This is a genomic window from Phreatobacter sp. AB_2022a (assembly GCF_026847585.1).
Classification (GTDB): Bacteria; Pseudomonadota; Alphaproteobacteria; order Rhizobiales; family Phreatobacteraceae; genus Phreatobacter.
Map to the genome: position 1 here is coordinate 45,203 of NZ_JAPSET010000035.1, position 24,944 is coordinate 70,146.

The following is a 24,944-nucleotide window of genomic DNA, read 5'->3' on the forward strand; positions in this document are numbered from 1 at the left end:
TCGCTCGGATCGACGCCTCGTGGGGACGGCGCGGACCGAATTCGAGGGGGACGAGGGACCGGAAAGCGGCGTCATGTACTTCCTTCTGAAGGCGGTATTCTGGCTTGGACTGGTGTTCCTGCTGCTGCCGGACCGCGGCCTGTTCACGTCGACGGCGCGGCCACCGCAGACGGCCGAACCCGCGCCGAGCGCCGCGCCGGCGACCGGTCGGCTGACGCCGGAAGGCGTCGCCCAGGGGCTTGCCGGCAAGGCCTTGGACTATTGTCGCGACAATCCGCAGACCTGCGCGCGCGGCGCCGCCCTGATCGGCGAGGCCGCCGAGGCCGGCCGGCAGGCGCTGCCGCAACCGCCGGCAACCCAGGATACGCTGACCCCCGCGGATCTGCAGGCTCCCTTCGGCGGGTTCACGCCGCCGGCGGCAGGCAACGCGCCGCGCACCGCGCCATTGCCGCGGCGCCGGCCGGTCTGACCGGCAAAGGCATCCGGCAGGCCTTTGTTTCGGGCGCCGGGCTCGCTATATGCCGGGCATGACCGCAACCACCATGACGATCGACGACATCACCGAAGCCTTCGCCCTGCTCGACGACTGGGAGGAGCGCTACCGGTACGTGATCGAGATCGGCAGGTCACTGCCGACGCTGACGGCAGAGCAGCGCAACGAGACGAACCGCGTCAAGGGCTGCGCCAGCAATGTCTGGCTGGTCACGCATGTCGGCCCCGGCGCCGATCCGGTCGTGACCTTCGAGGGCGAAAGCGATGCCCATATCGTCAAGGGCCTCGTGGCGGTGACCCTCGCCTTCTATTCCGGCAAGACCGCCAGCCGGATCGTCGCCGAGGACGCCTTCGAACTCTTCCGCACGCTCGGCTTCGAGCAGCACCTGACGCCGCAGCGCTCGAACGGCGTGCGCTCGATGATCGAGCGGATCCGGCGCGACGCGCGCGCCGCCCTTGCCGCTCAACCCGCTTCCGGCGGCTGAAGCGCGCCGAGATCCGACAGGATCCGGTCCGGCCGCCAGTCGGGATATTCGTCCGGCAGGCCGGCGCGGTTGAGCCAGACCGTCGCGAAGCCGAAAGCCGCGGCACCCGCGACATCCCAGCGGTTCGACGAAACGAAGGTGATGTCGGCCGGCTGCGCCACGCCGACAGCGGCCAGGGCTGCGGCGTAGACCGGCGGCGCGGGCTTGTAGGCCGCGAGGGGCTCGACCGTCACGACCTGATCGATGACACCGCCAAGGTCGGCCGCGGCAATCGCCGCCTCCACCATCGCCCGCGTGCCATTGGTGAAAATGGCAAGACCGTGCCCTGCCGCCTTCAGCCGCGCCAGTGCCGGGACGACATCGGGATAGGCCGAAAGGGTGCGATAGGCGTCGAGCAGGGCCGCGCGGAGGCTGGCATCGGCGAAGCCATGACGGGCCAGCGCGAAGTCGAGGCTGCGCTCGGTCAGCGTCCAGAAATCGGCGAAACCGCCGATCAGCGTGCCGGTCCAGGAATATTCGAGCTGCTTGGTGCGCCAGAGCTGCGAGATCGCGTCCGCCTTGTCGCCAAGCCGAGCCCCCGCCCTGGCCATCGCGGCATGGACGTCGAACAGCGTGCCGTAGGCATCGAACATGAACTGGCGGTGCGCCATGGCGGACAGCTCCTGTCGGAAGACATCTCATGGTCGCCAGGACGGGCCGAAGCGCAATGGCAAAACTGTCTTTCCGGAATCGACAGGCATCCCGCCGCCGCAGGCCACCGATCACGACATTTCATGATGCCCGCCGCGCATGACAGGCTAAGTTTGCCGGGGAAACGTTCTGGAGAGCCCAATGACCAAATGGTCGCAAACCTGGACCTATGTCGACGGCGCGTGGCTGGAAGGCAATCCGCCGCTGACCGGCCCGCGCAGCCATGCCTTCTGGCAGGCCTCATCCGTCTTCGACGGCGCGCGCGTGTTCAACGGCCTGATGCCCGACATGGATCAGCACGCCGCCCGGCTCAACCGCTCCGCCGACGCGCTCGGCATGAAGGCGACCATGACCGTGGACGCCATCGTCGAGCTCGCCCGCGAAGGGGCCCGCAAGTTCGACGGCAAGACCGCGCTCTATGTGCGGCCGATGTACTGGGCCGAAGGCGACGGGCCGAGCGCCATCCTGAACGACCCGGAGACCACACGCTTCCTTCTGTGCCTTTACGAGGCGCCGATGGGCGAACCCGGCGCGAGCTCGATCACGCTGTCGCCGTTCCGCCGCCCGACCATCGAAAACGCCCCGACCGATTCCAAGGCCGGCTGCCTCTATCCGAACAATGCCCGCGCCCTGCGCGAGGCCCGCGCCCGCGGCTTCGACAACTGCCTGGTTCGCGACATGCTCGGCAATGTCGCGGAAACCGCGACGTCCAACATCTTCCTGGCCAAGGACGGCATCGTCTATACGCCCGTGCCGAACGGCACGTTCCTGAACGGCATCACACGGCAGCGGACCATCGCATTGCTGCGCGAGGCCGGCGTGACGGTCGTCGAAAAGAGCCTGACCTACGGCGACTTCACCGGGGCCGACGAGATCTTCTCTTCAGGCAACTATTCGAAGGTTGTGCCGATCACGCGCATCGATGAGCGCACGCTGCAGCCCGGCCCGATGGGACGCAAGGCGCGCGAACTCTACCTCGCCTATGCCGCGAGCGGTCCGCGCATCTGACGGGCGCGCGGGCGGCGGATGAACCGCCGCGCGCGGGCGGACCGGACGGTCAGCCGCCGACATGCGCGCGGAAATCGCGCAGGGACGCAAAACGCGTGGTGCCGGACGGCAGGTCCGCCTCGATCGAACCGTCGCCATAAAGCCGGAAGGGAATTCCGGCAATCACCCCTTCACGCAACAAGGGGGCGGCCCGCGCCGGCGCAGTGTCGGCCGCCGGTGCCGGTGCAGCCGGCTCGGGCGCGGCGCGCGGCGGCACCGCCGGCTCGTCCACAGCGGGCTCGGCATCGGCGGGCTCGGCATCGGCGGGCTTTCTGATTTCGCGCGCTTCGGTTTGCGGCCGGGGAGCTGGCTCCGCCTCCACCGGCTCCTCCGCCACGCTCTCCATCGCATGGCTGTCATGGATCTCGTCGCCATCGCGCCCGATCACCACGGGCTCGACTGGCTCGGGCGGCGGCGTCCGCTTCAGAATATCGCCGAGTTCCGGGAAATCCCGCGCAAGGGCGGCCATTGCTCCCTCGCCGGTCGGCGGTGTCGGGCGCGGCGTTTCCGGTTCCGGCTCTGGTTCCGCCTCGGAACGGGCCGGCGTGGGCACGAACCGATCGCGCGGATCCGGCGTCGCGGACACCTCGCGGCCGAGGGCCGCCTTCAGGGCCTTCTCGAGTTCCTCCTCGATTGAGGAACCCTGCGCCTTCGGTTCCTCGCCCACCGACGCCGGCTGTTCGGCCGGCTCTTCGGCCGGCCCGGCTTCCCGATCCGGTGCGGCCTCCGGTTCCGACGCCGCCGGGGCCGGGGCCGGATCCGGCCCAAGGATCGATGCCCTGAGCCGCGCCATCAGATCGTCCTCTTCGACCACGCGCGTGGGGCGAGGCGGCACCGGGACCGCGGCCGCGGGCTTCGGATCGGCCAAGGCTCCGCCGAGAATCTCCTCGAGGCTCTTGCCACCCCGGTTCTCCGGCTCGGTACCGGCCCTGTCGTCGGGCTCCGGCGCGGGAACCGGCTCGGCACGGCGCTCGTCGGCTCTGCTGGCAGCCCCTGCCGCGACGGCGCCGACGGCAGCGGCGGCGCCGGCCGTCGCCGCGGCGGACTTCCAGCCGAAACGCTCGCGGAAGGTCATGCGCCGCGGCGGTTCCGCCGGCGGTTCCGCAGCAACGTGAGGCGCCGGCTCGGCTCCGGTCGGCACGGCGACGACGGGAGGCGCGACCTCGGGCTCCGTCCGGACAGGCTCGATCGGCGGCAATTCCACCTTCGCTGTTTCGGCCTTGGCGGGTTCGGCCTTGGCGGGCTCGACCACAGCCGGCTCCCCCTTGGCCGCCTCGACCGGCGCGGCTTCGACCGGCGTCGGCTCCATCGGAACCGGCCTGGTCGGGAGCGGCATCGGCGGGACCGGCCGTGCCGCTTCGGCCTCGTCGACCTTCGCCGGCTCGGCGCGCAGCGGCGGCCTGTCGCGGCGTAGCGCCGGCGGCTGATCGACGACGGGCGGCTCGACGCGCACGGGCTCGGCAGCGCGCAGCGCGGACAGATCGATCCCCCCGCCAGCCGGCACCGCGTCCCCGCGCGGCTCGACCTCGGCGGGCCGCAGCGCCGGCACCATGGTCGGAGCCGGCGTGACGCCGAGCTTCAGCGTGTCGATGCCCCGCGCGACCCGATCGATGCGGCTCGCGATGACGCTCAGCGCGAACAGAACGAGGCCGCCGACCGCGCCAATCGCGCCGACGATCATCAGCGTGTTGCCCAGGCTCAGCATGCTCGGGTCATTGCCGAGATAGAAGGTGACGGCGCCGGCGATCGTCAGGACAACGGCGATGGCCTGGAGGAGCAGGATCATGGGGTCTTCCTTTTCAACCCGCGTGGCCCGGGCTGCATCGGCCTGATTCTTCGCCGTTTATTACAGCCTATCAAAGGCATGTCATAAGATTCTCGCAACTTTGGCCTCACCTGCGGCTTCCCCAATTGCCCCGCCGGAAGGTCGGGCCTATCAAGACGGGGTTGCTTTGCATCGCCGTCATCTGTGCCCCAGGCCCGGAACGGTCTTTCCAGGAGACAGCTCATGTCCTTCACGCTCGACGATCTGCCCTATGCTCACGATGCTCTCCAGCCTTACATGTCCAAGGAGACGCTCGAGTATCATCACGACAAGCACCACCTCGCCTACGTGAACAACGGCAACAACCTGATCAAGGGCACCGAGTTCGAAGGCAAGAGCCTGGAAGAGGTGGTCAAGGGCTCGTTCGGCAAGAATGCCGGCCTGTTCAACAATGCCGGCCAGCACTACAACCACATCCACTTCTGGAAATGGATGAAGCCGAACGGCGGCGGCAAGATCCCGGGCGGACTGGAAAAGGCGCTGATCGACGGCTTCGGCTCGATCGACGAGATGAAGGCCAAGTTCATCGAGGCCTGCGTCACCCAGTTCGGCTCCGGCTGGGGCTGGCTCGCCGTGCAGAACGGCAAGGTCGTGGCCATGAAGACCCCGAACGGCGAGAACCCGCTGGTGCATGGCGCCAAGCCGATCCTCGGCTGTGACGTCTGGGAGCATTCCTACTATATCGACTATCGCAACCGGCGCCCGGACTACGCCAAGGCGTTCATCGAGCATCTGGTCAACTGGGACTATGTCGACGAGATGTTCCAGGCCGCGACCAAGTGATGCCGGCCTGACTGCGGCGGCGCTTCTCCGGGCAGGGCCCCGGCGGTTCTCCGCCGGGGCCCTGTCGTTTCCGGACCGTCATGTCCTGGCGGCGCAGCGGTCATGCCGGCAAGGACCTCGCCCGCGGCGGCGCCCGCGCTAAGCTGACGGCATCATCCTGCCGGCTCGGGCGCGCGAGGCTCCATGCCGCTCCTCCTCCTGCTGTCCGCCGCAACCTTCGTCGTCGGCATGGGCGCCTTTGCCGTCATCGGCGTCATCAGCCCCATGTCACGCGATCTCGGCCTCGGCCCGGTCGGGGCGAGCTGGGTCATGAGCGCCTATGCGATCGCCTATGCCCTCGGCTCGCCGCTGCTGACGTCGGCCACCGGCCGGCTGGACCGGCGCACCGTGCTGGTTGCCGGCCTGGCCCTGTTCAGCCTTGGTCTCGCCGTCTCCGCGCTCGCGACCAACGCGACGATGCTCTATGTCGGACGGATCGTCACCGCGGTCGGCTCCGGCCTCTATTCGCCGACGGCCGCCGGCGTCGCCATCGCCTCGGTGCCGGCCGAACGCCGCGGCCAGGCGCTGGCCATCATCTATGGCGGCCTCACCCTTGCCCAGGTGCTCGGCCTGCCGGCCGGCAGCTATCTCGGCTACCGCCTCGGCTGGGCGCCGGTCTTCGGCATGGTCGGCGCGGTCGCCGCCGCCATGACGGTCGCGCTGGCGCTGAAAGTACCGCGAGCCATCCCGGTCGCGCCGGCCCGGCTCGCCGACCTCGTGTCGACCCTGGCGACGCCCAGGCTGGCTTTTGCCGTGCTGCTCACCGCCTCCATCATGAGCGCGGCCTGGATCCCCTACACGTTCCTCGCGCCAATCATCGAGGAAAAGACTGGCGGCGGCCCGCAGCTGGTGGCGCTCCTGCTCGTCGTCTACGGCCTCGGCTCGGTCGCCGGCAATGCGCTCGGCGGTCACCTGACCGATCGCATCGGCGCGAACCGCGCGCTGATCGTCGCCACCATACTGCCCGTGCCGATGATGGCGGCCGTGACCTTGCTGCCATGGGGAACGCCTTGGCTGGGCGGCCTGCTGCTGTTCGGCTGGGCCTGCTTCGGCTGGTCCATGTCGGTGCCCCAGCAGGCCCGCCTCGTGGCGCTCGACCCGGATCGCACGCAGGTCCTGCTCTCGCTCAGCGCCGCCTGCATCTATGTCGGCGCGTCACTCGGCGCGACGATCGCCGGACTGGCCAAAAGCGCCGGTGGCATTCCCGGCATCGGCATCGCCGCCGTCCTTGCCGGGCTGGTCGGCATCGCCCACCTGTTGCTGCTGCTCGCCCGGGAAAGCCGGCCGGCGGTGGCCGGCTGACCCTGAGATGGGTCACGCCACCGCGTCCCGCGCGCCAACCACGGCGATCGCGAAGGCATAGGCCTTGGCCACCTCCTTCAGCCGATCGAACCGGCCGGCCGCGCCGCCATGGCCCGAATCCATGTTGGTCACCAGGAGGACGGGGTTCGCATCGGTCTTGGCGGCGCGCAGGCGCGCCACCCATTTGGCCGGCTCCCAATAGGTCACTCGCGGATCCGAGACGCCGGCGAGCGCCAGGATCGGCGGATAGGCATGGGCCGCGACATTGTCGTAGGGGGAATAGCCGAGCATGCGCCGGAACGCGTCGGCGTCGCGAATGGGATCGCCCCATTCGCGCCATTCCGGCGGCGTCAGCGGCAATGTGTCGTCGAGCATGGTGTTGACGAGGTCGACGAACGGAACCTCGGCGATCACGCCGCCCCAGAGCTCCGGTCTCATATTGGCGATGGCGCCCATCAGGAGACCGCCGGCCGAGCCGCCATGGGTGACGATCCGCCCGGGCGCGGTGAACCGCTCGGCGGCCAGATGTTCGGCCGCCGCGATGAAATCGGTGAAGGTGTTGAGCTTGTGCTCGCGCTTGCCGTTCCGGTACCAGCGATAGCCCTTCTCCATGCCGCCGCGCACGTGGGCGATGGCGTAGACGAAGCCGCGGTCGACCAGCGACAGGCGCGTCGTGGAGAAGGACGCGGGCATCGAGGCCCCGTAGGAGCCGTAGCCGTAGAGCAGCAGCGGTGCGGTACCGTCGAGCGCCAGATCCTTGCGATAGACCAGTGAGACAGGCACGGTTTCGCCGTCGGCGGCGGGCGCCAGCAGGCGGCGCGTTACATAAGCCGATGGATCATGGCCGGACGGCACCTCCTGGCGCTTGCGCAGGACACGCTCGCGCCGCGCCATGTCGTAGTCCCAGATCTCGCTCGGCGTCGTCATCGACGAATAGGCGAAACGCAGCGTATCGGTATCGAATTCGTAGCCACCGACAATGCCCAGCGAATAGGCCTCCTCGTCGAAGGCAATGGCATGTTCCTCGCCCGTCTCCAGGTGCCGGACCACGATGCGCGGCAGGGCATTCTCGCGCTCCAGCCGCACCAGCCAGCGCCGCAGCACGGTGATCGACAGAATGAGCACGCCCGGACGGTGCGGCACGAGTTCCCGCCAGGCCGAACGCGCGGGATCGGTAGCCGGCGTGACGACGACCTTATAGTCCTCGGCGCCGTCGGCATTGGTCAGGATGAACAATGTCGGCCGCCCCTCATAGGAGGGATGGTGGTCGGGATGGGACTTCACCTCGTCCTCGCGCGGCAGGATGAGGCGGGGCGCCGCGGCTGGATCGCGCAGATCGAGAAGACGGACTTCCGTTGAATCGCTCTGCGCGCCGGTGATGAAGGCGACGTCGCCCGACGTCGCTCGATCGAGCCCCACGAAGACCGTGGTGTCGGTTTCCTCGTAGACCAGCCGATCGGCCGCCGCATCCGTGCCGATGGCATGGCGGAAGACCTTGAGCGGCCGATGGTTGTCGTCGAGCCTGATGTAATGGAAGGCCGTGCTGTCGGCCGACCAGACCGCATCGCCGCCGGTCTCCGTCACCAGGTCGCCAAGATCCTGTCCGGTCGCGAGGTCGCGCACCGCGATGGTGAAGAATTCCGAACCCTTGTCGTCATGGCTCCAGGCCAGTCTTGCGTGGTCCGGGCTGTGCGCCGCCGCGCCGAGATCGAAATACGGCTTGCCGTCGGCGAGAGCATCGCCATCGAGCATGACCTGCTCGCCGGCGGTCGTCCCGCGCGGACGACGGCAGATCATCGGATGCTGTCCGCCGAGGCGAAAGCTTTCGTAATATTCCCAGGCACCATCGGGCGCGGGCACCGATGAATCGTCTTGCTTGATCCGACCCTTCATTTCCTGGAACAGCGCGTCGATCAGCGGCTCGACCGGTTTCAGCACCGCCCTGGCATAAGCGTTCTCCGCCTCCAGATAGGTCCGGATCGGTGCCGGCAGCAGCGAGGGGTCGCGGATGGCCGCTTGCCAATTGGCCGCCCTCAGCCAGTCATAATCGTCGCGCAGCACAACATCATGCATGATCTTCTCGACCGGCTGGCGCGCGGCCACCGGTGCGGCTGCCGCCGCGGCGTCGAGACGGGCGCGCTTGTCAGTCATCGGCAAATCCTCGTCATCAGGATATTTGGACAGGTGGATAGAAATTTGGTCAGACCATGGCGGCCAAGAATAGGTAAGATGTCTCCTACTGACGCTCCTGTGGCGCCGTCATGTGACTGCTGTCGGCGCCTGCGTACTGATCTGCCGCAGGCCGATCGCGGCCGGCCTCATCAGGTAAGTGGACGGCTGCAGGCCGGCAATCAACGGATTTCTTGGGCAGTTTGCGCGTGACGCGCGCAAAATCTGGTTGTACAGCTACCGGCGCCGCTCGCATTCCTGCAGGGTCGCCTGACAAAAAGATGACCGAATGTGACTGCGGCGGATAATCGCAATTCGATTTTACTTGATTTATTGCATATTGGCCTTGAAACCTTATCTCAACAGCAGTATCTGCCTGCCAGTGACGATTTTCCGAATCGGCTTGTCGCTAGGTGATGAGCGTCGGAACAACAACGCCACATGCTAAGCGTTTCAAGCGCATGAATGTCACGGCGGCAGCTTCTGCCGCTTTTTAGAGGATTAGCAAAGCCATGGCCGACTCGTTGAGCGCAAACAACTATATCGAGCTCGCTGCCGATATCGTCTCGGCTTATGTCAGCAATAATTCTGTGTCCACCAGCGACTTGCCCGGCCTGATCAACAGCGTCCACAACGCGCTCACGAATATTTCAACAGGCAAGATCGAAGTCCCCGCCGAGCCGCCGAAGCCGGTCGTGCCGGTGAAGAAGTCGATCACCCCGGACTACATCGTCTGTCTGGAGGACGGCAAGAAGTTCAAGTCGCTGAAGCGCCACCTGCGCACGCAGTACAATCTGTCGCCGGAAGACTATCGCGAGAAGTGGGGCCTGCCGGCCGACTATCCGATGGTTGCGCCGAACTACGCTGCGGCACGCTCGCAGCTCGCCAAGCAGATGGGCCTCGGACAGCAGCGCCGCCGCAAGGGCCGCTGAGCGCCGACGGCGACAGCCGACGATAAAACAATACGCCGCGCGAGCCCTGCCCGCGCGGCGTTTTCTTGTGCGACGCGTCGTTACTGCGCCAGCGCGTCGAGGATGCGCGCCCAGCTGCGAATGCCCTTGTGAAAGCTCTTCAGGTCGTATTTTTCGTTCGGCGAATGGACGCGGTCATCCTCCAGCCCGAAGCCGACCAGCAGGGTATCGAGCCCGAGCACATTCTTGAAGTCGCCGACGATCGGGATCGAGCCGCCCGAGCCGATGGTCACGGCCTTGCGTCCCCATTCCGCCGTCAGCGCAGCACGCGCCGCCGTCAGCGCCGGCATGGTCCAGGGCAGCTCGATGGCAGGGCTCGCCTTGTAGCTGATGAACTCGACCTTGCAGTCGACCGGCAGCAGGGACCGGACGAAGGCATGGAAGGCCTCGCGGATCTTGAGCGGGTCCTGCCCGGCGACCAGTCGGAACGACACCTTGGCCGAAGCCTCTGACGGGATCACCGTCTTGGTACCCTCGCCGGTATAGCCGCCGATGATGCCGTTGACGTCGCAGGTCGGTCGCGACTGGATCATTTCGATCAGCAGCCGGCCCTTCTCGCCGATCGGCTCGCTGAGCCCGATCGGGCCGAGGAAGGCGTCGGCGGTGAGCCCCAGGCCCTCCCAGTCCGCCTTGACGTCGGGAGGCAGGTCCTTCACGCCGTCATAGAAGCCGGGAATGGCGATGCGGCCGTCATCGCCATGGATCGCGCCGACGATCCTGCCGAGAACGTGGATGGGATTGCGCGCTGCGCCGCCATAGACGCCCGAGTGCAGGTCGCGATCAGCGGCGATGACCTTGACCTCTTCATAGACGAGCCCACGCAGCGAGGTGGTGATGGCCGGCGTGTCGCTGTCCCACATGCCGGTGTCGCAGACGAGCGCGACATCCGCCTTGAGATCGTCCTTGTTCGCCCTGACGAAATCGAAGAGATGTTTCGAGCCGCTCTCCTCCTCGCCTTCGATCAGCAGTGTCAGCCCCACGGGCAGCGAGCCGGTCACCGCCTTCCAGGCGCGGCAGGCCTCGACGAAGGTCATCACCTGGCCTTTGTCGTCACAGGCGCCGCGCGCCAGGATGCGCTTGGCCCCATCCGGGCCGGTCGCAAGGCTCGGCTCGAAAGGCGGCGTGTCCCACAGGTTCAGCGGGTCGACCGGCTGAACGTCGTAATGGCCGTAGAACAACGCATGCCGGCCGGCATCGCCCGGGCTCTTGGCCACCACGGCGGGATGACCGCCGGTCGGCCGGACCTCGGCCGCAAAGCCGATCGTCCTGAGATCGGCGGCGAGCCACTCGGCCGCCTCGACGCAGTCCTTGGCATAGGCGCTGTCGGTGGAGATGGACTTGATGCGGAGCAGCGCGAACAGCCGCTCGAGGCTCTGGTCAAGAGTTGAATCGACGTTGGCGAGTACCTGTTCGAGAGGGCGCGACGAGGTCATGGCGGAATGTCCAGCTTTGGCGGGACCGCGACGCTAGCGCGCGCCAATGCATTTGGAAACGCCCCGCGGGGGCGTCAGGTGTCGCCCGAAAACAGGTCTCGTCAGGCCGCCGCGCGCTGGGCGGCATCGCGCTCCCGCCCCAGCCGCCGCACACGCTGCATCAGGGCCCCGACCCGGCGATAGATGACACGCGCAGGCGCCGTGTCGGGCAGAGCGGCGGCGAAGCCGGCGGCCTGGGCCGCCTGCGTGGTCCGGCGGCCGGCCTCCGGCGTCAGCAGCAGGCAGGGGATCGAGGCCGTGCGTGCATCCGGCGGCGCCTGGACCAGGCCGTCCTCGCCGCGCAGCACCGCCGCAGCCGTGTCCTGCTCGTAGACCACGACGACATTGACCTTGCCGCCGGCGATCCGGACCGCCAGTTCCAGCACAGATGTCACCACTGCAACGTGTACCATCCCGAGATCGCGGAGGTCCTGGGCGGCCTTGTCGGCCTCTGCCGAGGCCGTTCGCAGCAGAAGGACCTGCGCCGCTTGGATCTGCTTCATCCCTGCCATGGCATAAATCCCGACATTGGCGCGAAGGCCGCCGCTGCAACTTCTCCGATAAGATACATGTTAACTGACTGCCATACCAGTCGACCAGAGCCGAAGTGCACCGGTTCGTCCGGACCGCGACAATTTGGCAGAGGCGCGGCGTGATCGGGCCGCCGCGCCGACGTCAAGGGAGGCTCAGCGGCGGAAGCCGCCAAGCACCCCGCGGATCAGCGCACGGCCGATCTGGGTGCCGACCGACCGGGCGATCGAGCCGGCGGCATTGCGGATCATGACCTCGCTCGTCGTCATGCGGGTGCGTCCGCCCTTGCCGGCCGGCGCACCGCCGCCGCCGAGAATGCTGCCGAGCAGTCCGCCGAGACCACCCGCATCGGCCTCCTGGGGCGCGGCGTCCTCCTGATGGCGCTTCTGCAACTGCTCGAAGGCGGATTCGCGATCGACGACCTCGTCATATTTGCCCTTCATCGGGCTCGCCGCGATGATCTTCTGCCGTTCCTCGACCGTGATGGGACCGATCCGCGCGGTCGGCGGCGCGATCAAGGTGCGCTGTACCATCGACGGCACGCCGTTGCCCTCCAGCATGGAGACCAGCGCCTCGCCCTTGCCGAGTTCGGTGATGACCGCCTCGGTATTGAGCTTGGGGTTCGGCCGGAACGTCGTCGCCGCGGCCTTGACCGCCTTCTGGTCGCGCGGCGTGAAGGCGCGCAGGGCATGCTGCACGCGGTTGCCGAGCTGAGCGAGAACCGTGTCGGGCACGTCGAGCGGGTTCTGCGTGACGAAATAGATGCCGACGCCCTTCGACCTGATCAGGCGCACCACCTGCTCGATCTTCTCGATCAGCGCCTTCGGCGCATCCTTGAACAGGAGGTGGGCCTCGTCGAAAAAGAAGACCAGCTTGGGCTTGTCGAGATCGCCGACCTCGGGCAGTTCCTGGAACAGCTCCGACATCAGCCACAGCAGGAAGGTGGCGTAGAGCTGGGGGCTGCCCATCAGCTTGTCCGCGGCCAGCAGGTTGATGATGCCCCGGCCGTCGCGGTCGGTCCGCATCAGGTCCTTGAGCAGCAGCGCCGGCTCGCCGAAGAACTGCCCGCCGCCCTGATTCTCGAGGGTCAGAAGCTGGCGCTGGATCGCGCCGACCGATTGCGGCGAGACATTGCCATAGGCCGCACGGAGCTCGTTCTGCAGCTCCTTGTTCGAGCCGAGCTCGGACAGCATAGCGCGCAGGTCCTTCAGGTCCAGCAGCAGAAGACCCTTCTCGTCGGCATAACGGAAGAGGATGTTGATGACCCCTTCCTGCGTCTCGTTGAGATCCATCAGCCGCGACAGGAGCAGCGGTCCCATCTCGGAAATGGTGGCGCGGATCGGATGTCCCTGCTCGCCGAAGAGATCCCAGAACGTGACCGGAAAGGCGGCTGGCGCCCAGGTCATGCCGACCTGGCTCGCGCGCTCCGTGATGAAGGGCTTGGCCTCGCCCATGGCGGCGACCCCGGACAGATCGCCCTTGATGTCGGCTGCGAAGACCGGCACGCCGGCATTGGAGAAGCCCTCGGCGAGAACCTGCAGGGTCACTGTCTTGCCGGTGCCGGTCGCGCCGGTGATCAGGCCGTGCCTGTTGCCGAATTTGAGAGCGAGCACTTCCGGCTTTGTGCTCTTGCCGATCAAGAGGCTGTCGTCGGCCATGGCTTCATTCCTGGTCGTTGGCGCTGCATCCGCGAAGGGTTGTAGCAACGCAGCGCGACCGCCGCCAAGCGGGATCGGCGGCGCGCGATGCTCAAAATCCGGGCTGCTGGCCGCCCGCGGGAGGCCGGCAACGGCGTTGCGGCCAAGAACAGACCAAGACTGCGACGGAAACGGGGCGGCCGGCGACCAAAGGCACCGACCGCCGCCGCGGCCGTCAGCCGCGCCCCCACAGCTCCTTGGTCACGATGCCGACCCTGCTTTCGATCGCGGCGGCGGCGTCGAGGCAGAGATCCTCGCGATAGCGCGAGCCGACGATCTGCACGCCGACCGGCAGGCCCTTGTTGATCCCGGCCGGCACAACCGCGGCCGGCAGGCCAAGCACGTTGATCGAGGAGATGAACCGCAGGTCGTTGTGGAAAAGTTCCCTGACCCGCTTGTCGCCGCCGAGATCGGCATTGGTCTCGGGCGTGCGCTTGACCGTGGTCGGGGTCAGCACCAGCGGATAGTCTTCGAGGAAAGTCATCCAGTTGCGGATGTGGCGCGAGCGATCGGCAATGGCCTTCATGTAGCCGGCCTGGTCGAGCCGGGTCGACAGCTTGAGGAAACCATCCAGCGTCTTCTGGAAATCCGCGCTGGTGGTCGCGCGCATCTGCTCCTCCTGCAGAACGGCGAGTTCGGTCATGATCAGGTTGCACCAGAGCTGCCAGACGCCGCCGAGATCGGGCACCTCGACCTCGGAGACGTTGTAGCCGGCATCGCTGAGGTGGTCGGCGGCCTTGCGGACCAGCGCGATCACCGAGCGATCGGTATCCATGTCGCGCGGGATCTTGGCGAGCGCGACCTTGATCGGCCCCTTCGGCTTCGGGCCCTTGAGCGGCGCCGGCACCCACCAGGGGTCGCGCGGATCGCGCTGTGCCATCACCTCGAGGCCGAGGCGCACATCGCGCACCTCGCGCGCCATCGGCCCCTGCGAGGACATGAACTGGGCCATCAGCGGCCGCTCGGCCGTCGCGCTCGGATTGAAGGCGGGGATCCGGCCCTGGGTCGGCTTGATGGTGGCGATGCCGTTGCACTGGGCCGGCCAGCGCAGCGAGCCCCCGATATCATTGCCGTGCGCGATGGTGCCGATGCCCATCGCCACCGAGGCGCCGGCACCACCGGACGAGCCGCCGCAGGTGACCGCCGGATCCCAGGGGTTCAGCGTCAGCCCGTGCAGGGGATTGTCGGTGAAGCCGCGCATCGAGAATTCGGGCGTGTTGGTCAGGCCGATGATGACCGCGCCGGCCTTCTTCAGATTGCTGGTCACCGGCGAATCGCCCGGCGCGATATTGTCCTTGAGGGCCACCACGCCGTTGGAATTGGCCTGGCCCTGGACGTCGATGTTGATCTTGATGGTGACGGGAACGCCGTGCAGCGGCCCGACGTCCTTGCCCTTAGCCAGCGCCTTGTCGGCAGCCTTGGCCGCCTTGATGGCGTCCTTGCTGAGATCGACGACCACGGCATTGATCTTCGGATTGGCCTGATGCATGCGCTCGACATGGGCGCGCACCACCTCCTCCGATGAGACCTTGCCCTTCTTGATCGCCGCCGCCGTCTCGACGGCGGACCACTGCCAAATCGGTGCCTTAGCCACGTTTCCTATTCCCTTCATGCTCTTGTCAGCGCCGGAACGGTAGCGGACGGCCGGAGCGCAAGTCGAGCCGCGAGGCGGCAGAGGTCATCTGCGTCCCGCAGCGGGCTCGTCCACGGCACGGCTCAGTCCAGCTTGGTGCCGGAGACCCGGACGAGTTCCTCCCAGAACGGGTTCTCGCGCCGGATGAGGTCCTTCAGGGCCGCGGGTGACGCATCGGTCGCGGCGCTCAGCCCGGCCGGTGTCATGCGCGTCGCATAGCGCTCGGTCGCGACGGCCGCGAGAACAGCCTTGTGATAATCGGCGACGATCGGCGCCGGCGTCGCCGCAGGCACCACGACGGCAAACCAGGTCTGGATGTCGACATCGGCGAGGTTCAGATCGGCGAACTCCTTCATGCCGGGCACGTCCGGCAGGAAGGACTGCCGCTCCAGGCTCGCCACCGCCAGCGCCCGGAAGGTTCCGGCCGCCACATTGGGCAGGAGCGCCGCCATGGTGTCGAACATGACGTCGATATTGCCGGACATCAGATCGGCGATCGCCGGGGCGCCGCCCCGATAGGGCAGATGCACCATGCCGGTGCCGCACCGGGCATTGATGAGGCCCAGCATCAGATGCGACGTCTGACCGAGGCCCGACGAACCGAAATTGATCTTGCCAGGATTGGCACGGCCCCAGGCGATCAGATCGCGGAAGCTCTTCCAGCCCCGCTCCTCGGCCCGCTTGGCATTGACGACGCACAGGATGGTGCCGGTGGCGATACGGCTGATCGCGGTGAGATCCTTGTCGGGATCGTAGAGCATCCGCGAGAACAGATATTTGTTGGTGATCAGCGTCGAGGCCGTTGCGATGCCGGCGGTCGCGCCGTCGGCAGGGCTGTTGGCGACATTGGCGATGCCCAGCATCGCGCCGGCACCGCCGATATTCTCCACGACGACGCGGCCACCGGTGGCAGGCGCCAGCGCGTCGGCCAGCAAGCGGCCGACGAAGTCGAGTGCACCGCCCGCCAGGAACGGCACGACCAGCCGCTTCAGCGGGATGGTCTGCGCAAGCACATGCGACGGCAGAACGAAAGGCGCGGCGAGCGCCGCAAGGCCGACGGCGCGGCGTGTCAACGTCATTGGAAGCCCCCTGCCCACCCGCGATTCGGCGTTTCCCACGCCTCGCTCCGGTGACTGGCAAGGCTAGTGCGGGCCTCGGCGGTCCAACAACAGACAAGCGGGGATGGCTGGTCGGCCGGGACGGTCAGAGCCCGAGCGCCGCAGCGATCTCCTCGACCGCCACCATCGGCGCGACGCGACCGCTCGCGACCTCCGCCTCCAGCGCCGGCAGCCGCGCCTTCAGCGCGGGATCGCGCTTCAGCCGGTCGGTCACCCGCTCCTGCAGCATCGTCCACATCCATTTGACGCCCTGCGATCGGCGGCGGGCGGCGAAATCGCCGGAAGCCTCCATCTTGGCGCGATAGGCCTCGATCTGCTGCCAGAGCGCGTCAAGCCCCTCGTTGGCAAGGCCGGATATGGTCAGGACGGGCGGCGACCAGACGCGCGAGCGGGGAGCCATGATGTGCAGCGCCGCCCGATATTCGGCGGCAGCCGACTTGGCGCGCGCCGCGCCGTCGCCGTCGGCCTTGTTGACCGCGATGATGTCGGCAAGCTCCAGGATGCCCTTCTTGATGCCCTGCAGTTCATCGCCTGCACCCGGCAGCATCAGCACCAGGAAAAGGTCGGTCATGTCGGCGACCGCGGTCTCCGACTGGCCGACGCCGACGGTTTCGACCAGCAGCACGTCGAAGCCCGCGGCCTCGCAGAGAAGCATGGTCTCGCGCGTCTTGGCGGCGACACCGCCGAGCGTGCCGGAGGAGGGCGAGGGCCGCACATAGGCGTTGGGGTCGGTCGCAAGCCGCGCCATGCGCGTCTTGTCGCCGAGGATCGAGCCGCCGGTGCGCGAGGACGACGGATCGACCGCCAGGACCGCAACCCGGTGGCCGGCCGCAGTGAGGTTCGAGCCGAACGTGTCGATGGTCGTCGACTTGCCAGCGCCTGGCACGCCGGTAATGCCGATGCGGATCGCGCGGCCCGTCTCGGGCAGCAGGCGCTGCACCAGATCCCGCGCCAGCGCCTGGTGCTCGGGCTTCGTCGATTCGACCAGCGTAATGGCTCGCGCCAGCATCGCACGGTCGCCGGCACGGATGGCGCGGGAGAGCTGTTCAATGTCGATCGGCGCACGCATGACCGGGTTGGTAACAAACCCGGGGTCTCAATGCGAGCACCGAACGCATCCGCCAGAGGTCTCAGGCCGCCTTGAGGTCATCCATGAAGGCGGCCACCGCCTGCTGCAGTTCGGCCGACTGGTCGGCAAGCGAGCGCGACAGCCCGGTCAGGCGGGCAGAGGCGGTTCCCGTCACCTCGGCCGACTGGCCGATGCCGACGATATTGCCGGTGACGTCGGCAGTGCCGCTTGCCGCGCGCTGCGTGTTGGCGGCGATCTCGGCGGTCGCCGCGCCCTGCTCGGCGATCGACCCTGCGATCGCCGACGTGACCTCGCGGATGGTGCCGATCGTCGCGACGATGCGTGAGATCGAGCTGACCGTCACCGTCGTCGCCGACTGGATCTCGGTGATCTTGTCGCCGATCTCGTTGGTGGCCCGGGCGGTCTGGGCCGCCAACTGCTTGACCTCCGAGGCGACCACCGCAAACCCCCTGCCCGCCTCGCCGGCGCGCGCCGCCTCGATGGTGGCGTTGAGCGCAAGCAGATTGGTCTGCGCGGCGATCGCCCGGATCAGCGCGACGACGTCGCCGATCTGGCCGGCCGCGGCGGTCAGGGCCATGATGTTGTCATTGGTCCGGGCCGCTTCCTCGGCCGCGCTGCGGGCGACCTCGGCCGAACGGGCGACCTGGCCGTTGATGTCGCCGATCGAGGCGGCGAGCTGTTCCGCTCCGACGGCGACCGTCTGTACGTTGCCGGACGCATTCTCGGCCGCGAAGGCGACGGCCTGGACCCGCTCCGCCGTGTCGCGCGCGGCGGAGGAGAGGTTGCGCGCAGCCTCCGCAACTTCCGACGATGAGCTGATCAGGTTTCCCGCCAGCGCCTGAAGGCGGGCGGTGAACTCTTCTGCCGAGCGGGCGCGTTGCGCGAGGCGCTCGCTCTGCTCGGCGAGCGCGGCGGAGGTCCGCCTGGTTTCCGCGGAATCGGTCTGCGCGGCGAGAATCTCGGCCATGGCCGCGTCCGAGGCGACGAACAGCGCCTGCAGGCGAAACGTCAGCCAGGTCAGCACCGCAGTCTCGACCACGACGATGACGGCATGGACGATCACCCGCATCAGATCCGGGTTGCTGGTCGGGAAGACCGCTGCGGGCAGCGCGAAATTCAGCACGAGGTGATGCACGGCTGTGACCGCCGCATTGGCCACGATGGCGCGCCAGTCGCACCAGCCGGCGACCACCGCCAGCATGGCGAAGAAATACATGTGCATGTCGATCTGATAGCGGTGCCCGGCGAAGACGTAGACGAGCAGTGCGACCAGCGCGGACGCCGCCATGGCGGTCACCATGCGCGTGGCCGGACCGGTCCGATCTTGCCACCAGCACACTGTCGCGCCACCGGCGATAACGACGGCACCGCCGATCGCGACGGCAACGGAGCTGCTGCCGAGTACCAGCGCCAGCACGGCGATCAATGCGACATTCGCCCAGAGGAACGGGACCAGGACCAGCCCGAACTTCCGACGCAGTTCCTCAAGTCCCTGCATGAGCTCACTCCTTCTGGAGACAGGCGCCCACGATCCGCGGGTCGAAAACGAGCCACGCGCCGGCTGCGTAGAGCCCGGCGACGAAATCACGCCGCTCGCCGCGCGCGACGACGATCCAGCCGAAGCGCGAAGGCGTGACGAGCGCCCCCTCGGCCGCCGCGACGACTTCGGCCGCCCGGCTCGCCGGGGCGAAGGGCGAAACCGCAACGGCGACGTCGCCGCCGGCGCCCGGACTGGCAAAGGCTGCGGCGAATACTGCCGCTATGACGGCGGCAAAGATCAGAACCGACCGCATCTGGCAGCTCTACCTCGCAGTACCGCCGGGCCATCGTGTTGCAACGCGCCGCTACTCTGGCGAATAGTCGCTTATTTCTCGTTAATTGCAGAACACGTCCGATACAACCCGATCGCATGGAGGGTCGCGGCCGCGGTTCGGCCGCATTCCCGCCACGCACAGCCGGTAACGCCACGCGCACCCCTCCCGTCCGCCTGCCGCGATTCACGCTTCGGCAAGACGGCGTGCGGCAATGACCTCTTTTCGCAATTCCATGCCGCCCCCATGCCCGCGCCGCCGCTCCGCAAACCCGCTATGGTCATTCGTTTCGCTCTGGTGGGACTGGCATCGCTGCTGATGGCAGGCTGCCTCGGCGCGGACGCCTCGGGCCTCTCTGCCTCGGTCGGCGCCCTGGCGAGCCGCCCCGGCCAGATCCGCGCGGTCAACGTCTTCGTGACCTCGACGCGTCCGGCTCTGCCGGGCGACCGGCTGGGCGATCCGACCCGCGAGCGGGCACGCTTCTACCGTCAGGTCGTCACCGTGCCCCCCGGCCATCAGGTCGGCACCATTCCGCGCCCGACGCTCACCGCCGAGAGCCCGTCGCGCCACTTCGTCCTGGCGGACCGCACCGCGCTGACGCCCGATGCATTCCGCAGCCAGCTTGCCCAGGCCATCGCCGCCAAGCCGGCCGACCAGCGCGACGTGCTCGTCTACATCCACGGCTTCAACACCGATTACGACGAGGCCGCCTTCCGGCTCGTCCAGGTGGCGACCGATGCCGGCTTCCGCGGCACCCCGGTCCTGTTCACCTGGCCGAGCTACCGGCGCATGCTGGCCTATGGCGGCGACCGGGAGATTGCGACCGCATCGCGCGATGCCTTCGAGAAGCTGCTCGCCGATCTCGGCGACGTGCCCGGTATCGGACGCATCCATCTCATCGCCCATTCCATGGGCGCCTTCCTGACCATGGAGGGCCTGCGCCAGGCCGGCATTGCCGGGCGGGGCGAAGCGAACGGCCATCTGGGCGAGGTGATCCTGGCGGCGCCGGACCTCGATGTCGAGGTGTTCCGCGGACAGGTCGCGCGCGTCGCGCGGCCGGGCCGCATCTCGCTGTTCGTCCAGTCCGACGACCGGGCGCTCGCCGCTTCCATGACGGTCGCCTGGGACCGCCAGCGTCTCGGCGCGCTCGACGTGCGCAATCCGCAGCACCGCGAGATCATTTCCGGGCTCGGCGTGCGCGTCTTCACGATGACCTCGCAGGGCTGGACCGATCTCCTGCGTCACGGCACCTTCGCGGAAGCGCCCGAGATCGTCCGGCTGATCGGCGGCAAGATCGCTTCGCCGCCGGTCATCGAGGACTCGCTGCCGCCGGCGCCGACCACCCCGCCGCCGCTGCCGCCGGAACTGCAGCCGCCCCAGGCCCAGGCGCCGATGGCCGGCCAGCCGGAAAGCGCCCGTCAGGACGTAACGACAGAAGCCCTGCCCGCGATCCAGCCGGCCAGCGCCAACTGAAGCCGGTCACGTCCCTCGGATGCTGCGCATCAGGTCGCAGGCACCGTCCGGCCGGGGCGCCGGCGCCAGAGCCAGACCGCCAGCGGCCAGACGAACAGGCCGATGGTGATGGCGGCGAGCACGGCCGAGACCGGCCGCTCGAAGAACGGCAGGATCGATCCGTCCGACTTGATCAGCGACGTGACGAAATGCTGCTCGACCATCGAGCCCATGACTACGCCGAGCACCATGGCGGCGACCGGATAGCCGTTCTTCTCCATGACGTAGCCGATGCAGCCGAAGGCGGCGACGGTGATGACCAGGAAAAGGTTGTTGCCGGTCGCGAACGAGCCGACCGCGCAGAGCAGCACGATGACGGGCATGATGGCGTAGCGCTTGAGCCGCAGCACATGGCTCGCCAGGCGGATCATGACGATGCCGAGCGGGATCATGATGACATTGCCCAGCATGAAGATGATGTAGAGCGCATACATGCTCGACGCCTTCTCGGTGAACAGCGTCGGGCCTGGATTGAGCCCTTTCATGTAGAGCACGCCGATGGCGATGGCGGTGATGGTATCGCCGGGAATGCCGAAGAGCAGCGAGGGCACCCAGCCGGACGCAAGCGAGGCGTTGTTGGACGCGCCCGCCTCGATCAGCCCCTCGGGATGACCTGTGCCGAACTTTTCCGGCGTCTTCGAGAACCGCTTGGCCATGGCGTAGGAGACCCAGGCCGCCATGTCGGCGCCGGCGCCGGGCAGGACGCCGATGATGATGCCGACAATGTTGCCGCGGGTCTGCTGCACCGGATATTCCTTGGTCAGCTTCCACTGTCCCGCGAGGATCGAACCGAATTTTCGCCGTGCCAGCGGCGGAGGCTCGGGCACCGACATGGCGCGCATGACCTCGGCCACCGCGAAGCAGCCGACCAGCGCCGGCACGACCTCGATGCCGCCGAGCAGATCGGTGAAGCCGAAGGTGAAACGCGGCGTGCCCGCCGGGTTCTCGATGCCGACGCAGGCGATCAGAAGGCCGACCAGCATGGCCGCGATCGCCTTGACCGGCGACGACCGTGCCACCAGCGTCGCGCACATCAGGCCGAGGAAGGCGAGCCAGAAATATTCGAAGGTCGAGAAGGACAGGGCGAATTCGGCGAGCAGGGGCGCCATCAGGATCAGCGAGAGCGTGCCGAACACGCCGCCGAGCGCGGAGAACCAGAGGCAGATGCCGAGCGCGAGCTCGGCCTGCCCCTTGCGGGTCATCGCGTAGGCCTCATCCGTATAGGCCGCGGAGGCCGGCGTGCCCGGGATGCGCAGAAGGCAGCCGGGGATGTCGCCGGAAAAGATTGCCATGGCCGAGGCGGTGATGATCGTGGCGACGGCCGCGATCGGCGAGAGATAGAAGGTGACCGGCACCAGCAGGGCCGTCGCCATGGTGGCCGACAGCCCCGGCAGCGACCCGACGACCAGCCCGTAGACGGCGGACAGGAAGATGGCGACGAGCACGTCGGGCGCGAGCACCATCCCGATGGCGTCAATGAAGGCGCTCATGGCCGGCCCCTCACCACGGCATGGGCAGGAGGCCGGCGGGCAGCGGCACCCGCAGCAGCTTGGCGAAGATCAGGTGCACCGCGGGTGGCGCGACGAGCGCCAGAGGCACGGCCGTGCGCCAGGTGCCGCCGAGGGCGAGCGAGGTGGCGAGGACCATGATCGCCGCGGTCGGGATGAAGCCGAGCATATCGACGCTGAAGGCGTAGAACAGGAGCAGCAGCGGCGGCACCAGCGTCTTCAGCGCCCCATGGCGAACCGGCGGAGGCAGGGCGTCGGCCGGCGCATGAGACCCATCTTCCGACGTGACGATCTCCTCCGGCTCCTCGAAGGAGCGCCCCACGCCAAAGGCAATGGCGAGGCCGCAGGCGATCAGGCCGAAACCGATGACCATCGGAAATACGTTCGGCCCGACCTGCTGGCCTGGCACTGGCGGCAGGAGCGAGCCGCCATAGGCGGCGGCCGCTCCGAGGGCTGCAAAAAATCCGCCCGTCACACGATCGGAAAGATGCATGGGTCCCCTGGCAGGATCGGGTTGGTCTAGTCGGTGCGCGCCGTCCCGGATGGCAATGCCGCCGGCCGGCGCAGCTCCGGTCGTGCGAGCGAGCCCGAGGGCCCGCGTCAGCCTTGCTTGGCGAGGCCGGCCGCCTTCATGGCAACGCCCATGGCGGCATCGCCATCGGCCATGAACTTGGCGAAGCCCGCGCCGTCGGCCCATTTGATGCCGAAGCCGCGATTGTTCATGAATTCCTGGAATTCCTTGGATTCATTGGCCTTCTTGAGGGCCGCGGTCAGCCGTTCGGCGATCGGCACCGGCAGGTTCTTCGGCGCACCGATGCCGCGCCAGGCGCCGACCGAATAATCGATGCCGAGCCCTTCCTTCAACGTCGGCACGTTGGGGAACTGCGGATTGCGGGCCGGCGCCATGATGGCCAGCGAGCGGGCGCGGCCGGCATCGAGCATGGCCTTCGCCTCCGGCACCGAGCAGGTGACGATGTCGAGGCCCGAGGCGGCGAGGTCCTGCATGGCCGGCGCCGCGCCGTTGGACGGCACCCATGGCACTGCATTGGCGGGCAAGCCCATGGCGCCGAGCCAGCCGACCAGGGCCAGATGCCAGATCCCGCCCTGGCCGGTGCCGGACGCCTTGAGCTTGCCGGGATTGGCCTTGATCGCGTCGGCGAGGTCCTTGATCGTCCGGTACGACGAACTCGCCGCCACCTGCACGCCCGGCGGATCCTCGTTCATCAGCGCCAGCGGCGTGTAGCTCGCCGGCGTCAGCTCGGTCAGCCCCTGCCAGTGCATCATCGAGATCTCGACCGTGAGCATGCCGATCGTGTAGCCGTCGGGCGCGGCGGTCGCGATCGCCGAGTGGCCGACGACGCCCGAACCGCCCGTCCGGTTGACGACATTGACCGGCTGGCCGAGCTCCCGCTCGAGGATCGATGCGACGATGCGCGCGGTCGCGTCGGTGCCGCCGCCCGCGCCCCACGGCACGATCAGCGTGATCGGCCGCGCCGGATAGGCCTGGGCAAGAGCGGGCGCGGCGAGCGCCACCACGCCGAGGCCGGCGGCGGAGCTGAGCAGGGTTCTGCGTGTCGGCATCGTCATCGACTTCCTCCCGTGTCGACCGGCCGGTTCATCCGGCCTCTTTCTGTGATCACAGAAGGCTGCACCGGAACGCCGAGCTTGGCAATCCGTGAGCCACGGGAGGGCCTCGCATGGCACCTGCGCGCCGCCGCGATCTCCGGCATAGACCGCACGCGCGGCTTGCCGGATGCGAATCTCGCCCACTCCTGGCAACACTCGTCCGATGCGCATCGAGACGTTGATCGGTCCCAATCCCCTGCCCGCGCCGCGGCCGGTCGACATGCGCCTGGTCCTGGCGATCGGCGCCGGCCTCTACGGCCTGTTCATGCTGCTCGCGGGCAGCCTGCTGAACGACCCCGACAGCCATTGGCACGTCTTTGTCGGTGAGGAGATCCTGCGCAGCCGGGCCTTTCCCTGGACCGACGGCTATTCCCATACGATGCCGGGCAGCTTCTGGATCGCCAAGGAATGGCTGTCGCAGGTCGCCATGGCCCTCGCCTTCCGGGCCGGCGGCTGGACCGGCGTCGCGGCACTCGCGGCCGCCGCGGCAGCGCTCGCCTTCATGAGCCTCGCCCATGCCCTGCTGCGGCGGCTGGACTGGCGGCCGGCGCTGGTGCTGATCGGCGCGGCGATCGCGCTCAGCGCGCCGCATGCGCTTGCCCGCCCGCATCTCATCGCCTTGCCGGTGCTCGTCGCCTGGGTGGTCGGCTTGCTCGACGCGGCGGAGGCCGGACGCGCGCCCGGCTTCCGGCTGCTGCCTCTGATGACGCTCTGGGCCAATCTGCACGGCAGCTTCATGTTCGGCCTTGCGCTCGGCGCGCCACTGGCACTGGAGGCTATGCTGAGGGCCACGCGCACCGATCGGCCGCGCGTGTTTTTCGGCTGGGCCCTGTTCGGCCTGCTGGCGGTCGGTTTCGCCTGCATTCACCCCTATGGTCCCGAAGTGATCCTCGCGGCTTTCCGCGTCCTCGGGCTCGATCAGGCCCAGGCCGCCATCATCGAGTGGCGCGCCCACGATTTCAGCCGGATCGAGCCGTTCGAGCTGGTGCTGCTCGGCGGCTTCGCCCTGGCGCTCGCCTTCGGCATCCAGGTGCCGCTCCTGCGCGTCCTCGTCATCATCGGGCTGACCCACATGGCCCTCGCCCATGTCCGGCACCAGACGCTGCTCGCCATCGTCGGTTCCCTGCTGCTGGCGCCCGCCAT

General features: G+C 68.1%; 21 protein-coding genes and 1 pseudogene. 8 read left to right on the plus strand and 14 right to left on the minus strand.

The window, feature by feature from the left end; translation table 11 throughout:
- Positions 1-73: 73 nt before the first annotated feature.
- On the plus strand, positions 74-469 hold the full coding sequence (locus tag OZ671_RS22540; protein ID WP_268862801.1) for a hypothetical protein: 396 nt from the start codon (positions 74-76) through the stop codon (positions 467-469).
- 58 nt (positions 470-527) lie between these two features.
- On the plus strand, positions 528-977 hold the full coding sequence (locus tag OZ671_RS22545; RefSeq protein ID WP_268862802.1) for a SufE family protein: 450 nt from the start codon (positions 528-530) through the stop codon (positions 975-977).
- On the opposite strand, the gene OZ671_RS22550 is transcribed toward OZ671_RS22545, so the two are convergent.
- Positions 956-1,627 (minus strand): haloacid dehalogenase type II, encoded by a 672-nt coding sequence (locus OZ671_RS22550; protein ID WP_268862803.1) that lies wholly within the window; start codon positions 1,625-1,627, stop codon positions 956-958. The genes OZ671_RS22545 and OZ671_RS22550 overlap by 22 nt on opposite strands.
- Positions 1,628-1,808: 181 nt before the next feature.
- On the opposite strand from OZ671_RS22550, the gene OZ671_RS22555 reads away from it, so the two are divergent.
- Positions 1,809-2,675, plus strand: coding sequence for a branched-chain amino acid aminotransferase (locus OZ671_RS22555; RefSeq protein ID WP_268862804.1), 867 nt, complete (start codon positions 1,809-1,811; stop codon positions 2,673-2,675).
- A 49-nt stretch (positions 2,676-2,724) separates the two neighbouring features.
- Here the strand turns inward: OZ671_RS22555 and OZ671_RS22560 are convergent, their stop codons facing one another.
- Positions 2,725-4,395: a hypothetical protein gene (locus OZ671_RS22560; RefSeq protein ID WP_268862805.1), complete on the minus strand. Its 1,671-nt coding sequence runs from the start codon at positions 4,393-4,395 to the stop codon at positions 2,725-2,727.
- A 327-nt stretch (positions 4,396-4,722) separates the two neighbouring features.
- Between OZ671_RS22560 and OZ671_RS22565 the strand changes: the two genes are divergently transcribed.
- Both OZ671_RS22565 and OZ671_RS22570 read left to right on the plus strand, forming a co-directional pair.
- A complete protein-coding gene (locus OZ671_RS22565; RefSeq protein ID WP_268862806.1) occupies positions 4,723-5,322 on the plus strand; it encodes a superoxide dismutase in 600 nt (199 codons plus the stop codon).
- 183 nt (positions 5,323-5,505) lie between these two features.
- Positions 5,506-6,663 (plus strand): MFS transporter, encoded by a 1,158-nt coding sequence (locus OZ671_RS22570; protein WP_268862807.1) that lies wholly within the window; start codon positions 5,506-5,508, stop codon positions 6,661-6,663.
- 12 nt (positions 6,664-6,675) lie between these two features.
- On the opposite strand, the gene OZ671_RS22575 is transcribed toward OZ671_RS22570, so the two are convergent.
- On the minus strand, positions 6,676-8,814 hold the full coding sequence (locus OZ671_RS22575) for a S9 family peptidase (protein ID WP_268862808.1): 2,139 nt from the start codon (positions 8,812-8,814) through the stop codon (positions 6,676-6,678).
- A gap of 530 nt (positions 8,815-9,344) precedes the next feature.
- Between OZ671_RS22575 and OZ671_RS22580 the strand changes: the two genes are divergently transcribed.
- A complete protein-coding gene (locus OZ671_RS22580; protein ID WP_268862809.1) occupies positions 9,345-9,764 on the plus strand; it encodes a MucR family transcriptional regulator in 420 nt (139 codons plus the stop codon).
- An 80-nt stretch (positions 9,765-9,844) separates the two neighbouring features.
- Here OZ671_RS22580 and OZ671_RS22585 read toward each other — a convergent pair whose 3' ends face one another.
- The 8 genes from OZ671_RS22585 to OZ671_RS22620 all read right to left on the minus strand — a co-directional run bounded on the left by OZ671_RS22585 (position 9,845) and on the right by OZ671_RS22620 (position 19,137).
- Positions 9,845-11,236 carry a M20/M25/M40 family metallo-hydrolase gene (locus tag OZ671_RS22585; protein ID WP_268862810.1) on the minus strand — a complete coding sequence of 464 codons (1,392 nt, stop codon included), beginning with the start codon at positions 11,234-11,236 and terminating at the stop codon, positions 9,845-9,847.
- A gap of 101 nt (positions 11,237-11,337) precedes the next feature.
- Positions 11,338-11,787: a hypothetical protein gene (locus OZ671_RS22590; RefSeq protein ID WP_268862811.1), complete on the minus strand. Its 450-nt coding sequence runs from the start codon at positions 11,785-11,787 to the stop codon at positions 11,338-11,340.
- A gap of 174 nt (positions 11,788-11,961) precedes the next feature.
- On the minus strand, positions 11,962-13,464 hold the full coding sequence (locus OZ671_RS22595) for a helicase HerA-like domain-containing protein (RefSeq protein WP_268862812.1): 1,503 nt from the start codon (positions 13,462-13,464) through the stop codon (positions 11,962-11,964).
- A gap of 214 nt (positions 13,465-13,678) precedes the next feature.
- Positions 13,679-15,115 (minus strand): amidase family protein, encoded by a 1,437-nt coding sequence (locus tag OZ671_RS22600; protein WP_268862813.1) that lies wholly within the window; start codon positions 15,113-15,115, stop codon positions 13,679-13,681.
- A 104-nt stretch (positions 15,116-15,219) separates the two neighbouring features.
- Positions 15,220-16,215 carry a Bug family tripartite tricarboxylate transporter substrate binding protein gene (locus tag OZ671_RS22605; protein ID WP_268862814.1) on the minus strand — a complete coding sequence of 332 codons (996 nt, stop codon included), beginning with the start codon at positions 16,213-16,215 and terminating at the stop codon, positions 15,220-15,222.
- 124 nt (positions 16,216-16,339) lie between these two features.
- A complete protein-coding gene (meaB, locus tag OZ671_RS22610; protein WP_268862815.1) occupies positions 16,340-17,323 on the minus strand; it encodes a methylmalonyl Co-A mutase-associated GTPase MeaB in 984 nt (327 codons plus the stop codon).
- A 61-nt stretch (positions 17,324-17,384) separates the two neighbouring features.
- Positions 17,385-18,842: a methyl-accepting chemotaxis protein gene (locus tag OZ671_RS31995; protein ID WP_328286397.1), complete on the minus strand. Its 1,458-nt coding sequence runs from the start codon at positions 18,840-18,842 to the stop codon at positions 17,385-17,387.
- Positions 18,843-18,846: 4 nt separating this feature from the next.
- Entirely contained in the window at positions 18,847-19,137 is a 291-nt protein-coding gene (locus tag OZ671_RS22620; RefSeq protein WP_268862816.1) for a hypothetical protein, read from the minus strand.
- Positions 19,138-19,431: 294 nt separating this feature from the next.
- Between OZ671_RS22620 and OZ671_RS22625 the strand changes: the two genes are divergently transcribed.
- Positions 19,432-20,628, plus strand: a complete 1,197-nt coding sequence (locus OZ671_RS22625) for an alpha/beta hydrolase (protein WP_268862817.1) — start codon at positions 19,432-19,434, stop codon at positions 20,626-20,628.
- Positions 20,629-20,657: 29 nt separating this feature from the next.
- Here the strand turns inward: OZ671_RS22625 and OZ671_RS22630 are convergent, their stop codons facing one another.
- The 3 genes from OZ671_RS22630 to OZ671_RS22640 form a co-directional block, all read right to left on the minus strand.
- The gene (locus tag OZ671_RS22630) at positions 20,658-22,130 is read right to left on the minus strand and encodes a tripartite tricarboxylate transporter permease (RefSeq protein WP_442957116.1); all 1,473 of its coding nucleotides are present in this window, start codon (positions 22,128-22,130) and stop codon (positions 20,658-20,660) included.
- A gap of 37 nt (positions 22,131-22,167) precedes the next feature.
- On the minus strand, positions 22,168-22,668 hold the full coding sequence (locus OZ671_RS22635) for a tripartite tricarboxylate transporter TctB family protein (RefSeq protein WP_268862819.1): 501 nt from the start codon (positions 22,666-22,668) through the stop codon (positions 22,168-22,170).
- 107 nt (positions 22,669-22,775) lie between these two features.
- Positions 22,776-23,762 carry a tripartite tricarboxylate transporter substrate binding protein gene (locus OZ671_RS22640; RefSeq protein WP_268862820.1) on the minus strand — a complete coding sequence of 329 codons (987 nt, stop codon included), beginning with the start codon at positions 23,760-23,762 and terminating at the stop codon, positions 22,776-22,778.
- A 202-nt stretch (positions 23,763-23,964) separates the two neighbouring features.
- Here OZ671_RS22640 and OZ671_RS22645 point away from each other — a divergent pair.
- Positions 23,965-24,944, plus strand: a pseudogene (locus OZ671_RS22645) (hypothetical protein); the annotation flags it as partial.